14 protein-coding genes and 1 pseudogene are annotated in these 13,761 nt (G+C 48.9%); 8 read left to right on the top strand and 7 right to left on the bottom strand.

The features are described 5' to 3' along the window. Positions 1–26: 26 nt before the first annotated feature. On the bottom strand, positions 27–425 hold the full coding sequence (locus ACRER8_RS24145) for a DUF3597 domain-containing protein (RefSeq protein WP_431748691.1): 399 nt from the start codon (positions 423–425) through the stop codon (positions 27–29). A gap of 598 nt (positions 426–1,023) precedes the next feature. After that, positions 1,024–1,323 (bottom strand): DUF6124 family protein, encoded by a 300-nt coding sequence (locus tag ACRER8_RS24140; RefSeq protein ID WP_431748690.1) that lies wholly within the window; start codon positions 1,321–1,323, stop codon positions 1,024–1,026. 766 nt (positions 1,324–2,089) lie between these two features. Here ACRER8_RS24140 and ACRER8_RS24135 point away from each other — a divergent pair. The 8 genes from ACRER8_RS24135 to acpS all read left to right on the top strand — a co-directional run bounded on the left by ACRER8_RS24135 (position 2,090) and on the right by acpS (position 8,211). Continuing rightward, entirely contained in the window at positions 2,090–2,500 is a 411-nt protein-coding gene (locus tag ACRER8_RS24135) for a YybH family protein (protein WP_431748689.1), read from the top strand. 844 nt (positions 2,501–3,344) lie between these two features. Continuing rightward, the gene (locus ACRER8_RS24130; protein WP_124373600.1) at positions 3,345–3,659 is read left to right on the top strand and encodes a hypothetical protein; all 315 of its coding nucleotides are present in this window, start codon (positions 3,345–3,347) and stop codon (positions 3,657–3,659) included. Beyond that, entirely contained in the window at positions 3,656–4,021 is a 366-nt protein-coding gene (locus tag ACRER8_RS24125; RefSeq protein WP_124373601.1) for a helix-turn-helix domain-containing protein, read from the top strand. The genes ACRER8_RS24130 and ACRER8_RS24125 overlap by 4 nt, the downstream gene beginning before the upstream one ends. Continuing rightward, the gene (locus tag ACRER8_RS24120; protein ID WP_431748688.1) at positions 4,018–4,905 is read left to right on the top strand and encodes an ImmA/IrrE family metallo-endopeptidase; all 888 of its coding nucleotides are present in this window, start codon (positions 4,018–4,020) and stop codon (positions 4,903–4,905) included. Before ACRER8_RS24125 ends, ACRER8_RS24120 begins: the two co-directional genes overlap by 4 nt. Beyond that, complete coding sequence (locus ACRER8_RS24115; RefSeq protein WP_431748687.1) at positions 4,898–5,740, top strand: hypothetical protein; 843 nt, start codon at positions 4,898–4,900, stop codon at positions 5,738–5,740. The genes ACRER8_RS24120 and ACRER8_RS24115 overlap by 8 nt, the downstream gene beginning before the upstream one ends. Then, positions 5,737–6,870, top strand: coding sequence for a nucleotide kinase domain-containing protein (locus ACRER8_RS24110; RefSeq protein ID WP_431748686.1), 1,134 nt, complete (start codon positions 5,737–5,739; stop codon positions 6,868–6,870). Before ACRER8_RS24115 ends, ACRER8_RS24110 begins: the two co-directional genes overlap by 4 nt. A gap of 9 nt (positions 6,871–6,879) precedes the next feature. Continuing rightward, the gene (locus tag ACRER8_RS24105) at positions 6,880–7,767 is read left to right on the top strand and encodes a nucleoside triphosphate pyrophosphohydrolase family protein (RefSeq protein WP_431748685.1); all 888 of its coding nucleotides are present in this window, start codon (positions 6,880–6,882) and stop codon (positions 7,765–7,767) included. Between the two features lie 33 nt (positions 7,768–7,800). Further along, positions 7,801–8,211 (top strand): holo-ACP synthase, encoded by a 411-nt coding sequence (gene acpS, locus ACRER8_RS24100; RefSeq protein WP_124373604.1) that lies wholly within the window; start codon positions 7,801–7,803, stop codon positions 8,209–8,211. 34 nt (positions 8,212–8,245) lie between these two features. On the opposite strand, the gene ACRER8_RS24095 is transcribed toward acpS, so the two are convergent. The 5 genes and pseudogenes from ACRER8_RS24095 to ACRER8_RS24075 form a co-directional block, all read right to left on the bottom strand. Continuing rightward, the gene (locus ACRER8_RS24095; RefSeq protein WP_431748684.1) at positions 8,246–8,806 is read right to left on the bottom strand and encodes a hypothetical protein; all 561 of its coding nucleotides are present in this window, start codon (positions 8,804–8,806) and stop codon (positions 8,246–8,248) included. Further along, positions 8,803–10,296, bottom strand: a complete 1,494-nt coding sequence (gene dgt / locus ACRER8_RS24090) for a dGTPase (RefSeq protein ID WP_124373606.1) — start codon at positions 10,294–10,296, stop codon at positions 8,803–8,805. Before dgt ends, ACRER8_RS24095 begins: the two co-directional genes overlap by 4 nt. An 84-nt stretch (positions 10,297–10,380) precedes the next feature. Next, a complete protein-coding gene (locus tag ACRER8_RS24085) occupies positions 10,381–10,767 on the bottom strand; it encodes a hypothetical protein (protein WP_431748683.1) in 387 nt (128 codons plus the stop codon). Further along, the gene (locus ACRER8_RS24080) at positions 10,764–11,744 is read right to left on the bottom strand and encodes an integrase domain-containing protein (RefSeq protein ID WP_431748682.1); all 981 of its coding nucleotides are present in this window, start codon (positions 11,742–11,744) and stop codon (positions 10,764–10,766) included. Before ACRER8_RS24080 ends, ACRER8_RS24085 begins: the two co-directional genes overlap by 4 nt. Positions 11,745–12,371: 627 nt before the next feature. Beyond that, positions 12,372–13,694, bottom strand: a pseudogene (locus ACRER8_RS24075) (tyrosine-type recombinase/integrase). Positions 13,695–13,761: the final 67 nt, after the last annotated feature.

Genomic DNA, 13,761 nt, shown 5'->3' with positions numbered 1-13,761 from the left:
AGCTCCTTGGCGTCAGACAGGCTTAGTTAGTGCAGATCCGTCGGGACATTCCCGCCATTCTCAGCCAGCTTCTTCAAGACAGCCTTGTGCAGCGCCTGGTTTTGCTCGGCGGTGCCCTCGTAGGCGCCGAGCCCGACGTCTGCAGCCAATTGCTTACGGTTTTCCAGGCTGCTGTCGAGGCCCAGGACCTTCAATAAATCGACGATGGACGTCCTCCAGTTCAGGCCCGGGTGTTGAGCGGACAGCGCTTCAAGCTTGGCGCTGACATCCACCGGCGCAGCGGTCGTTGTCGCAGTCGTCGGAGCGCCCCCGACAGGAGGAATGTTCCCTTGGGGCTGAACGACAGCTGGATCGGAAGCAGCTTGAGTGCTCGCATCAGCATGGCCGATACCCAGTGCAGACAGGATTTTATTGAAAAAGCTCATGGTTATTCCCTTTTAAAAGTAGTCAATCTATCCGGTGCTGGTCGGCTGATATACCCACCTTGAACTTCTCACCGAGATGCGTGATGTCAAACAGCTACATCAATGCGACAAATATCAGTCAATGCAGTTTTCTCGCGATTAGAAGGCGGTTCATTCAAGCAACTTCTTCTAAGCGCCAACTGTAGTGACCATACCTCGATGCTTGCCGCTATTAACTGGAGTTTCCTGCTTGCATATCGGTTCCAACTAATGACGGGTCCCGAAGTTTATCGGACGAATGGTATGAGTTAGCGGGAGTTGGTTAGCGACCTATCTAAGTTCGCTCTTACAAGGTATAGCCGAGCCATCGCATGCTTGCCATCTGCATGCCCGCCATCTGGATGGTGCGAGTGGGAAACGAGCGTTTATCCGCGAGTGAGAAATATCGCGAAAGCGGATACATCCGTGACAGCACAGGGCAGAGGTTTTACGTCATTGCGGTCGCCCGGCCTTTGGCGAATGCAGGAGCATTGTCTTGGCTCGGGCGCGCAAGTGTGAGTCGAGTGGGAGGGATGAAGATTCGTCAGGGCCGCCGCGATAGAGGCGGCCCAGCGTTTGTTTAGGGCGCAACCCCAGCGCGACCGGCCAGACCTGCTATAGACGCTTCCACCAACGCTTTCGCTAGTTCGATCTGATGCACGACCGATCTGGCCAGGGGGCGAAATTCTGCCGAGGTGTTATCGGCTGCTTCATAAGCCGTGGCAGCGGCGCAGTTCAGGTATTCGGAGACGAGCGTGAGCGCGTCATCGACTCTGATGCCCGATTGGACGCTGAACAGGCTCTGGTGGCCAAAGTCGACACCGAAGGGGGTGGATTGAGTGACAGGGATTTCGGGGGGATGAGGGGTGGAACGGATCATCGAGACATTCCTTTGATTGGTTGAGCCTGCACCGTCTGCTGTCAAACAGGATGGGTGGCAGCTGTACGCGGGTTGACAGACCAGTAACCAATCCAAACCTGGCGCACACAAGTGTGCCCCACGTACGGCCGCCATTGAATAACCTGCAGATGCTATCTGCCCGGTCTGGAGCGCGTTACGTAGATTGGTCCGGCCTGTCAAAACCGGTCGCTGAATCCAGCGACGCGGAGGAGGGTATGCCGTGATCCACAAAGTCGCAACGCGCCGAGGAGGATAGCTACAAATTTCAGAAGCGTCCTACAACTCTGAATTGTTTTTGTTCGGGAATATGTCTTTAAACATACCGCTTTCAACATTTCGATCGGTTCACAACCAAGCGTTTACGAATTAGAGTTTGCCGACACTCAGGCTAAGAGAACCGATATGGAACGGTACGCAAACCTAAGCGGCGATTCAGGAGTCATCGCTTTCAAAATAGGCGAAGGATCAATCCTCGTGGAATTCAGTGACCGATCTCGATATCTCTACAACACAATCAAGCCCGGGGCCGCAGCGGTTGCCGAACTGCAGAAACTAGCTCGCGCAGGAAGGGGATTGAACAGCCACATAAACCGGATTATCCGTAAAGATTACTCCGAGAAGATCAGTTGATATGGATATCCCCGCTAACGACTATGAGGTGAGTCGGGAGTGGATTCGCAGATTGGCCGCGCTCGAATAAAAGGGGCTTGCGCCCTGGTTCCAAGGCTCAATCAGGAGAACAGCTATGGACGCACTCACCCAAACACTCAGACAAATAATCGAATCTGCAGACCGGGCTATCACCGCGCAGAACTACGACGCACTCATGGAATTCTATGCAGAAGATGCAAGTCTGGTGGTCAAGCCAGGGTTGATCGTTACGGGCAAAGCCAGCATTCGCCGAGCATTCATAGCCATCGCCGAGCACTTCAACCACAGCATCGTCGTCACCCAGGGAAAAATGCAGGTCATACCGGGCGGTGACATCGCGCTCGTGGTCATGGAGACGTTGCTACACGCCACCGACAACACTGGCGCAGAATTGGAAATCACGCGCCGGGCGACTTATGTCTTCCGACAGGTCGCGGAGAAGTGGTTATGCGTGGTGGATAACTCGTATGGTACGGCGTTGTTGGATGCGGACGTTGAGGTTTAGAAACGAACAGGCGCTCATGTCGGCGAAGCTATCAAAGGTCAGGACCAGTCTCCCCAAATGGTTGGTTCGAGATTGATGTGAGTCCGGGTGACACCCCTTACGTCAGACTTCATTGACGTACCCTCCATAGCCAAGCGCCATTAGGCTGCGAGTCGCAAATCATCTCTGCTTCATTACCAATTTTATGTAGATTTTATCTTCTAACCCGCTTTCTTTTCGGTCGATGCTCTTTAACACATCGACGACGGCCTCAAAAACTGAGTTTCTGATCTGCCTTCGCGAATTCTTTGACTTCTACGATTCGCTCCTCGGGCGTTAGCGGCCTGTCGGGCTGATCCACGAAACGAGACCTCCTGCCCCGAATGCCATAGCGTTCTTGGACCTTAACTAACCCTTTCAACCTGATCGACGACGGACAGGCTGAAGGTCAGCAGGTAGTCACGCTGCTCGCCCCATTTTCCGGTGCCCATTACCTGCTGCTGAGAACTGGTCAAAAGGTGCAAACCTCATTCAAAACGAGACGGCCGAAACAAAAAAGGACCACCGTTCGGTGAGCCTTCGTTGAATCGTGGTGCGGCACCAGGAGTCGAATTAAACACATAACTTTTTGATAAATGGCAATTTTTAATTTTTCCATCACATCCTCTACCCCTATTACTACCCCTGATAGGGAGCAAAAAAACATTGCTGTTACCACGGGTGGGTGAATTTCTGCGACGTTTCTTTGCGTCCTGTCACTGACCCTATTTCATCTAGCAAAAAAAGTACGAGAGAAGGATCTTGTGAATTCTCAAAATGGTGGTAAGATTTTCTTACTAGCGGTAAGAATTTTATGGGGGGCTATATGAATGCTGACTTTGTGCGGGAAAAGCTCGTAGAGGTTCTTCAGCTCATCCAAGCCACAAGCGGGCTTGATTGTCCAAAGCTGGAAGGTACGACGAAGCCAACGGAAGCACTAGCTGAGTTTGACAGTAAAATTTGGCCGGTCGCTATCGGCATACTTGCATCGAAGCTTGATATCTCGATTGCCGATGACGTGAATATTTTCGCCCAGGAGAAAAGTTGTATCGCTCTGACTATAGATGAAACTGTGGCAGTAGTGATGAAGCTTGCTGAGGAGCAGTCTGGAGAGATTGTTAAGCAGGTTAAATTGAAATGATGGATACGCAGCAGTCAAAGCGCGCTCTAATCGCAGATCGATTGCGGGAGGCCAGAAAAATGGCGGGCTTGTCGCAAGGGCAAGTCGCCAAATTGCTTAATATGCACAGGCCAACTGTATCTGAGATTGAAGCAGGTAATCGTAAGGTGTCTGCAGAAGAGTTAGGAGCGTTCGCCGAAACCTATGATGTAACTGTTCCGTGGCTGATGGGGGAGACACCTGAGCAGTTAGACATTGATGATCCTCGCCTGCAGCTCGCGGCAAGAGAACTGAGCAAACTTAAATCTGAGGATTTAGATAAATTGCTTAGGCTTTTAGCTTCGATGAGGGATTCAGATGATAAAGCGGGAGACGCCGGATGAGTGCAGAGACAGGGCAAAAATCGTCTACCGTCCAGGCATTGGCAATGAAAGGTATGCAGGCATCTATTGCTGCGAGAACTAAAGCAGGAATCGACCTAAAAAGTCCTATATGCATATATGACCTTTGTGAAAAATTAAAAGTAATAGTGCGCTTCAATGACATAAACATGGAAGGCATGTACGACCGAGAGCCAAAACCGAGAATTCACCTCTCATCCTTGAGGCCTCTAGCTCGCAGAGCTTTTACATGTGCGCATGAGCTTGGGCACCATATCTTTGGGCACGGTTCAACGATAGACGAGCTTAATGATAGCCAGTTGAGTAGTGCAAGCCGTCCACCAGAAGAAGTGCTTGCAGATGCCTTCGGAGCATTTGTTCTGATGCCGACACTGGGGGTAAAAGAAGCATTTCATTTAAGAAACTTGGATCCTAATAAAGCTAGTCCTTTGGAGCTTTTTGCCATCGCATGTAGTTTTGGGGTGGGACAAGCAACGCTTGTCAATCACTTAGCTTATGCGCTGAAACTGATAAACCCGGTTCGACGAGATCAATTGGGAAAAGTTACTCCTAAAGCAATCAGATCAGAAATATTGGGCGAAGTAGTATCTGAGCCTCTTACAATCGTGGATCACCATTGGCTTTCCCCGACGCTCGACATGGAAGAGGGTGCACTCGTTTTGTTACCGGCCGGCGTAGCATTAGATATCACCGTGTTGATGCCAGAGAAGGAGCTTGCGAGTGGTAGGCTATTCAGAGCAACGAAAACTGGTATCACGAGAGTAGTACTTCCGGGTACATCTTGGGCGCTTTATGTAAGGGTGTCTCGCAAAAGATATGTTGGCTTAGCTCGGTTTCGCCATTTGGAGGATACATCTGATGACTAAACGAATTGCTGTTGTGGACGGACCATTACTGATAAATGAGGATAGCATTTCAAAAGCTTGGGCCAAAGCCATCCTGCATGTAATTGGGCATACCGGTCATGAGATCGCACCTTTAGTACTAAGCTTCACTGGTTTCGATGAGACGGGTAAAGCGAACGAGCATGCTGGCGTAAGAGCTGCCCTAGATCAGTTGTTGAGGGCGAATGAACACAGATCTGTGTCTGATGTAGCTCATACTATTTTTCCACAGCGTATTTGGCAAATCGCGCAGGGTAATCGATCCTATTTTTACTCGTTGTATAAAGATGTGTTCCCCAGGTATCGAGCGATGAATGCAAAGGGGAATCGACGCGGTCTGTATTTTGAACGACTTATAGACTACAAGCGCGGTCCAAATGACGGCAATCAGTTGGAATGGATACTCTCTCAGTATAATGGCAGAGCTGGAGTGAGGAGGTCGATGTTTCAAGCCAGCATATTCGATCCTGAGAGAGACCATATAGCGGATGCACAGCTTCAGTTTCCATGCATGCAACAAATCAGCTTTGAGCCTACTAAAGATGGATTGGTTGTAAATGCTTTCTATGCAACGCAGCAGTTATTTGTCAAGGCGTATGGCAACTATTTGGGTATTGCTCAGCTAGGTGCGTTTATGGCTAATGAAATGAATATGAAGTTAAGTCGAGTAAATGTCATTGTCGGTGTGGCTAAGCTCGAGAGAATAACAAAGACCAATGAAGCGTTAGATCCGTTAATAGCGGAATGTGAGAAATGTATTGAGGGCGAACTATTAGAATCTGATGTGAGAGCTTCTGAAGTCGGAGCTATGGCGTGAAGAAGGGGGAAAACGTCCGGTTGGACTTCGGTCCGGAAAAAGAAGCTAGTATTTCTGTACCGTCGAAAAAAGTGATTTCTCATCTGCTACCAATAAAAATAACAGAGGCATATGATACATATTGGAAATTTGCAGTTGAAAGACAGAATATTTTCTTTCGACGTTTAGAAGGTAGTCCCAAACCTTGGACAGAAGACCCTATTTTATCTGTTCATAAATTTACCAATGCGTATCGTGCATCCGATAGAGTAAGTCAATACTTAATAAGAAGTGTTATCTACAGAAAGGATCTTCCGAATTCTGTAAATGAAGTTTTTTTCAGGGTGATGCTTTTTAAGATTTTCAACAAAATTGAAACCTGGCAGCTTTTAGAAAATGCCTTTGGTTTGATAACGTATGAGGATTACAGTTTTAATTCTTACGACCGTATTTTGAGTCAGGCAATGGCTTCCGGGAGGCGTATATACTCGGCCGCATATATTATGCCTCCGGGAAGTTCGGCTTTTGGGCATTCGGCGAAACATCAAAATCACCTGAAGTTATTAGAAATGATGATGTCCGATGAGTTGGCAAGTAAGCTTGCGAGCTTAAACAAAATGCAGCCAGCCTTCGAACTTTTTAAAGGCTACCCTACGATTGGGGATTTTCTTGCCTATCAGTTTGTTACGGATGTCAACTACAGCGAAATAACTGATTTTACAGAGATGGATTTTGTTATACCTGGACCCGGCGCCCGAGACGGATTACGGAAGTGTTTTGAATACACGGCAGGACTCAATGAGGCTGAGTTGATCCGGCTAATGGTTGATAATCAAGAGCTTGAGTTTGAAAGATTGGGTCTAGAATTTAACTCTTTATGGGGAAGGCGATTGCAGTTAATTGATTGCCAGAACCTTTTTTGTGAAGTGGATAAGTATTCTCGAGTTGCTCATCCAGATATCAGTGGGATATCGGGGAGAACTAAAATTAAGCAGAAATTTACTCCAACAGGCCCTATAGAGTTTCCTTGGTATCCTCCAAAATGGAAGTTGAACAAAAAAATTACTGAAGATGCTGTGGCTCGCCACGGGGTCGATATTAAAGAGCTGTCTGAAGATGAAGAGTTTCGCCAAACCAAAATGATACTATAGGAGCGTTTTATGGAACTTAATGCTTATCAGCAACAAGCGCAATTCACTGATCAAGTAGCTCTGCGAGATAATAGTGCACTTGATTCGAATGTTATTGTACCGCTTCTCGGTCTTGCTGGTGAGACTGGTGAGTTATTAAGTGAATATAAAAAGCATCTAAGGGATGGTAAGGCACACCTGCTATTCAAGGATCGGGTAGCTGAGGAGCTGGGGGACTTGCTTTGGTATGTTGCAAACGTCGCAGAAAAATTTGATCTTAAACTCGAGGAAATTGCTCAAAAAAACTTGCACAAAACTTTGGGCCGCTGGGGGGCGCCAGGCTCACTTTTGACTAATTTTGATTCTGGGTATGAACATGGTGAACGCTTTCCTAGAAAGTTTGAAGTCGAACTTCGCGAAGTCTCCGCTGAGGGTGGCACTAAGATTCGTACTTTTATTGATGGGGTAAAAATCGGCGATGATTTAACTGATAATGCTGATGACGCTGACGGATACAGATTTCATGATGTCTTTCATTTGAGTTATGTTGCGATTCTTGGATGGTCTCCCGTGATTCGTAAGCTGCTTGGACGGAAACGGAAGAGCGTTTCAAAGATAGATGAAGTGCAAGATGGAGGGCGGGCTCAGGTTATTGATGAGGCCGTTGCTGCGTTGGTTTTCGATTATGCTAAGGAACATAATTGGCTTGAAGGTGTGGGTGATATTGACTACAAGTTGCTTCGCACTATTAAAGGTATTACTTCTTTGTTGGAAGTAAAACAACGGACGATGGGGGAGTGGCAGAGAGCCATCTTAACTGGGTTTGATGTTTGGAGAAAGGTCTTGGCTAACTCCGGCGGCTTGATTGTTGTGGATCTAGATAGTAAGTTGTTGAGCTACGTTGAGGCTGATAAGTGATTAATTGTTAATTCGAATTCAAAGGAGTGTCCGATGAAGATGCCAATGGCGGCAGGTTATCTAAAAGGTCACGGTGTCGATATAGTAGACATTGATCGTTTTTCAGTATTGCTAAATGCTGAATTCGAACCTTTTCTTAATCGATATTTTACAAGTATTGAATTGAATTCGATAATTGGAAGCTCTTCTGGTTTAGAGAAATTGGCTGGAAAATTTGCTGTAAAGGAATCCGTATTAAAAGCTCTGGGAGTAGGGTGGGGTAATGGAATCTCATTCGTCGATGTGGAAGTTTATAATCACGACAGCGGCGCTCCCGCCGTCAGGCTTTTCAGGCAGTTAGCGGAGCTAGAGACTGAAATGAATATCACGGGATGGCTCGTAAGCTGTACTCATACAAGGACTATCTCTATGGCTAGTGTTGTAGCTGTAGGAGCCAATCCTTAGTATGGATTTTAATTAACTTAGCGATATGTGTTATTTATATTATTCGAGTTGGCGATTTCAGATATTGATGGGTGTTTTTACTCCAGCGTAGTGCGGCATATCCAGCTATCAGGCGGTGCCCTATCCAGCGAGTATCTACTATTGAGATAGTCCCTGGAGCACTGGCAAGGAGTAATAAGCCCATAAATTTTATCCACTCGTCCTGGGTGAGTAACTTTTCGCCATATCCGTGATATGAACGTCCACTTTCATAAATATTAAACTTTAGGTTTGAGTGTTTTTCAATCCAACTCAAGTCCTCTTCGGATGGTTTGGTTGGTTGAGAAAAGTCGATCATTGGTATATGCAGTTTTTTGTTCTTGCTTATTAGTTCGGAATGTAATGCTAGCTCGGAGCCGCTAGGTAAAGCTTCGAGTTGTCTATTGAGCCAGTCTGTTGTTAACTCTTTAGCTCTAATGGGGATTATTATGCGCGCATCGTCTACCTGCTGTGGGCAATACTGATAAATTGACACGTGTGCGGTCCACTCCCCCTTCAGTTCATTAAGCCAAAGGGGTGTCATTTCAATTGGATGTGACTCCAGGATGGGACTCATATGTTGTTTGCTCCGCCACCGTATAAGCGCCGATATGTTACTATTGCAAAATCATCCGTCATTCCTGACAAGTAATCCACAATTAAGTGCGCTCTTGCTGTCCATTCAAGTAGTTCGAATCGCTTTCTTGAATTTTTAGTTTTCCGTATTTCAAGCAATGTATGCTCGTATACTTTTATGTGCTTGCGAGGTAGAAAACTTTGTAGCGTTGAGGCTAATGCCGAGCCTGTAGCCTTGGGTTGTACTTTCTTGATTAAAAGCTGTTCTGCATCATGGCTAGATAGGTCAAGTAAAAGGCCAAATCTATCTAGGATGCCGGTAATTACTTGAAAGCCGACAAGCTCTCTTTCCCTGATGACGGCACTGGAATATAGATATTCTTTCGAGAACTTTCTGATGATATCTAGCAGTGCTTTAGCAGCTTTTGATTTATCAAGAAGTGAGAAATATTCACCCGCCTCTATTTTAGCATGATGTCTTATATATAGCTGGCATGAACGGTCAACCAAAACATTTGTCACAGTGGTTCGGAAAGAGGTAAACCATGCAGGATCTTCGGAGTGTTCCAGTGGCAATGAGTTGAGAATTTCCAATGCAATTCTATTTTTATTGAGCTTTCCTAAGCCGGTCCGTAACGCAAATACAACATCATAGCATCTGACAATGTTCTTTTCTAATGCATCCTCAATGTCGCTTAAGCAATATGATATGTCATCCGCAGCTTCCATTATGTATGATAACGGATGCCTGGACATCGTATTCATATTTAATTTACTTTGTAGTTCTGAGAGTATTTTTTTCTCGCTATGGAATACTCCTGATTTTTTTACAGGCTTACCATTTTGCACCTCGCCAATACGTTCTGGGGTCCATGGGTACTTTAGTGTTGCAGATAATTGTGAGTAAGTTAGATTGTAGCCAAATTCATCTTTGTTCCATTGCAACCTTGTTGCCATCCGGAAACCTTGAGGGTTGCCGTCAAAATATGTAAAGTCCTGGTACAGTTGTGTGAATTCAGAATGATAATATTTAGCGAATTTTTCTTTGTGTTTTTCGATTCTTGCAGCAAACCACTCTTGGATTGACGCCTCTCCGAAGTGCCCAAACGGTGGGTTTCCCAGGTCGTGCATCAAGCATGAAACTTCGACAAACGAGATGAAGGCGTTGGTTCTATAAAGGGTCTCTATGCTATTTTGTTCTCCGAGCATTCCTTTTTCGAATAGCTGCTCTGAAATCTTTTCCGCTAGGTAACGTCCAATTGATGCTACCTCTAGGGAGTGTGTAAGTCTCGTTCGTACCGATGCGTTCCACTCTTGTGGAAAGGCTTGAGTTTTGGATTGAAGCCTGCGAAATGCTGCAGAAAATAATACTCGCCCCCGGTCACTCGCTGCCTGCATCGCGAGATTTCTACCAGAAGGGCCTGCAGAGTCGCGTCTGCGAATATCCGTAAGCATAGAGAGATAAAACTGAGATATTCCTGATTCGCTCATGACAATCCTTATCTGATATTCGCTGACGAGCCTTGCCACTGCTAAGTCGGTTTTGGGAGCTAGCCCCAAAGGTGGCCTTTGAGTTCACCTTATCCGTTTGATTTCAAGGACACAAAGGTTTCCGGGGGCTCGTCTGTGGGTGATCGCCGTTGCCGTATTGTCTTGCCCGATGAGGTTAGCTCGGGTCTTTCTCAAAAAATGCTTCCATGATTCGTATTTCTGAATCCGCCTGCTGATGATGCAAGCCGTCAGCGAATAATAGTACTGAGTGGAGGCGGACTTTTCCTGGAGAAATACCTCTAGAAACCAAAGGACGTGTTTCATTTGCCAGCTCCATGGCGTTTTGCGTTGCCAGCGCTGCTCGATGGCCATCTGCATTACTTGCGCTTGCCTGACGTGGCGGCGTTGAGAGGCGGGCGCGCCTTTCAGGGTACCGCTCAGAAACAGCTCCATATCGAATACCTTACTCATGCTCGGCCACCAATGTAAGCCGACGCCACGTCGATACGACCGTGTCCCAGCTCATAGCCGATTTGTGCTCGGGCCTCCTGATCGAGGTGATGATCAAGTTGGTAGCAATTGCCACCGTTGATGGGCGCAGGATGCTGGGTGATTTGCTCATAGCGTTCGCACGCATAGGTCGCCCGCAATCCGTGGAAGCCCTTAAAGTTGTGCGTATGGAGAATCTCCCGTGCGGGGCGAACGATTACCTGTTGGAAATCGACGTAGCGTTCATTTGCTGCAAGCAGATTGCGGCTACCATCAGGCGAGACTTGAAGGGCGAATGCCAGAGCGTCGTGGATGTGCTCATCCACCGTTATCCATCGAGGGGCCGAGGCTCCCGAGCGGCCACCTTTGGTGCCGTCTTGGATGTTGATCCTCCCGAGTTGCTCGGCTTCCCGTTGCAGTCGAGGAAGGTCGGCCAAAATGGCCTCGCGCAAGCGCATTCCGGCGGCTCGCGCCAAGTACACGATGGCGGCAGCGCGTTGCATTTGGTGTTCGCAGAGTACGTCGACGATCCGTTTCACATGTTCGTGATCTTTGCCTTGCGGCACCGATTGACGAACACTGGTGCGCCGCATTCCCAACGCCTTGCTTGGACTCACGACCTTCACATACTGATCACCGCGAAGCGCAGCCATGGTCCGGTTCACGCTGGACAATCGGTTTTGCGCGGTGGCGATGCCTATAGCGCTTTGTTCAACTTGCTGACGCAGATATTCGGCGTATTCCATCAAGGTCTGCCGATCAATTTGCCGTACATCGTTAAACCCCGGTCCATCCTCCGACCGACACCAGCGTACAAACGCCTGCCAGCGATCACTGTGCGCCTTGACCGTGCCGTAATGCCCACCGCCAAACAGGTCTTTCAATGCCTGTGGCCCGGCATAACTCAGTTGCCGTCCATAGCCAAAATTGCGTCCATCCCGTCTACCCACCAATGCCATGATCAAACTCCTCTCGAAGCCAAACCTTTGAAACTTTCCCCACGTCATCCCGCCACGAATGTTAAGTGTTATCAGGGATCAAGGCCCCTGCGACCTGTGAGGGTTGTCCACTAACGCGGGACTGGCGGCTCTTTACGACCGGGAGCTTGGGCATCTCATGATCTGGCCTCCTGAGCACTTCCGCAGAAGTGGGCAGGTGGAGGCTGCACTGGCTGACGAGACCGTTGCCGCGAGATCCTGAGTCAGGTGAAGGCAGAGAAGCGATGACCGGGGCGTGCCTGACTGTCAGTCAGGTGCAGTCCATTCCTGAGGCTGCGGCACCATCATCTGCATCGCTGTTGCTGGTGACATCGGTGTTTGTCACGCCGATTGTCACGAGGGGGAATGCCGCAATGCCTTGTACGAGTTGGGCTGCAGCAGCTGTAGGAGCGCCCGTCTCTTTCCGGGAGAAAGAGACGGGCGCAGGTTGGCGCACGGGAATGGCCAAGCGGATCAGTGGTTTTCCACAGATAGTTGCGTGGGCTTTAGATTTTTTAAGTGAGGTCCATCCAAACAGGGCGGCTTTGCAGCCCTGTTTGGATGGACCCGCGTGGACAAGCGGATCGCTGAGATATGAAGACCGAGCGCTTACTCGGTTGCGCCACGTTTTGCTTTTAGGCGAGTGACGTTCGCTCCGGTCTGGTTCGCAAATTCGTGTGGAGTGACATGCTCCTGCCGGTTGGCCTCCAGATACCGGCTCCACCAGTTCATGATCAGCCTGCGCTCCTCGATGAATTCTGCCTTGTGGATGTAAGCGGCGCGGACGTTGTTGCGTTCCTTGTGGCTCATCTGCCTTTCAATGGCGGTCTCAGACCACAGTCCGGACTCGATCAGTGCGCTGCAGGCCATTGAACGAAACCCATGCCCGCAGATATCGGTTTTGGTGTCGTATCCCATCGTCCGTAGCGCGTTGTTCACGGTATTTTCGGACATGGGTTTCCAGGGTTTGGCATCACCTGCGAAGACCAATGCGAATTTGCCTGTGAGTGCATGGATTTTTTCGAGTAGCGCCACTGCTTGCGGCGATAAGGGTACTAAATGGATATCCCCGGCCATCTTCGTACCCCTTGTGGAAAAAGGTACTCCCTCCAGCGCAGGTCGAGTGTCCGGTATCTCCCAGGTGCCGCGCTTGAGGTCGAACTCGCTCCAGCGTGCGAAACGCAGCTCGCTGGATCGTACAAACACATGCAGCGACAGCATCACCGTCAGACGGGTAAGTGCCCGGCCTTTATAGGTGTCGATCCGCTCCTGCAGTTCCGGCAGTCGCGATAAGGGTAGAGCGGGGCGATGTACCACCCGCGGGCTTTGATCGAGCCTTCGAGATCGTAAGCAGGGTTTATGGTGATAAGCCGGAGGCGCTTTGCCTCGCGCATGATGCTCTGCAGGTAGTTTTGTACCCTTAAAGCAACGTCGATCGTTCCGCGCTTCTTGATCGCTTCCAAGGGCTGCATAAGGTCATGGGTGTCGAGATCAACAATGGCGCGTGCGCCAATCAGCGGGAATACGTGGGTTTTGAGGCGGCTCATCACTGTCTTGGAATGGCCAGGTGCCCACTTGGCCGACATTTCCGTGTGCCAGTCCAGCGCAACGCCTTCAAAGGTTCTGCCTTTTGATCACGGCTTCCGCCTTGGCTTGGTGCTTGGTCACTATGGGATCAATGCCATTCGCCAGCATTCGCTTGATCTCCAAGTGCTTGCGGCGCGCATCGGCGAGGCCAATGACGGGGTAGTTGCCGAACGAGGTCAGTCCTTCGCGTCCGTCAGGTTTGACGTAGCGGAGCCGCCAGCCTTTGCGGCCATTGGGCTGGACTAGGAGGTAGAGGCCATCGCCGTCGAAAAGCTTGTAGGCGCTGTCTGTAGGTTTTGCCAAGCGGCAAGCTGCGTCGGAGAGCGGAGCTGTGGTGCGCGACATAAGGGTACTCCCTTTTATCGAAGTGACCTGTATCCCAAACTCTACCCTTAAAACGGTTGGAATCCAC

Origin of the sequence: Pseudomonas sp. (genome assembly GCF_050739935.1) — a bacterium.
Classification (GTDB): Bacteria; Pseudomonadota; Gammaproteobacteria; order Pseudomonadales; family Pseudomonadaceae; genus Aquipseudomonas.
This window is presented reverse-complemented; position numbering and strand designations above follow the sequence as displayed.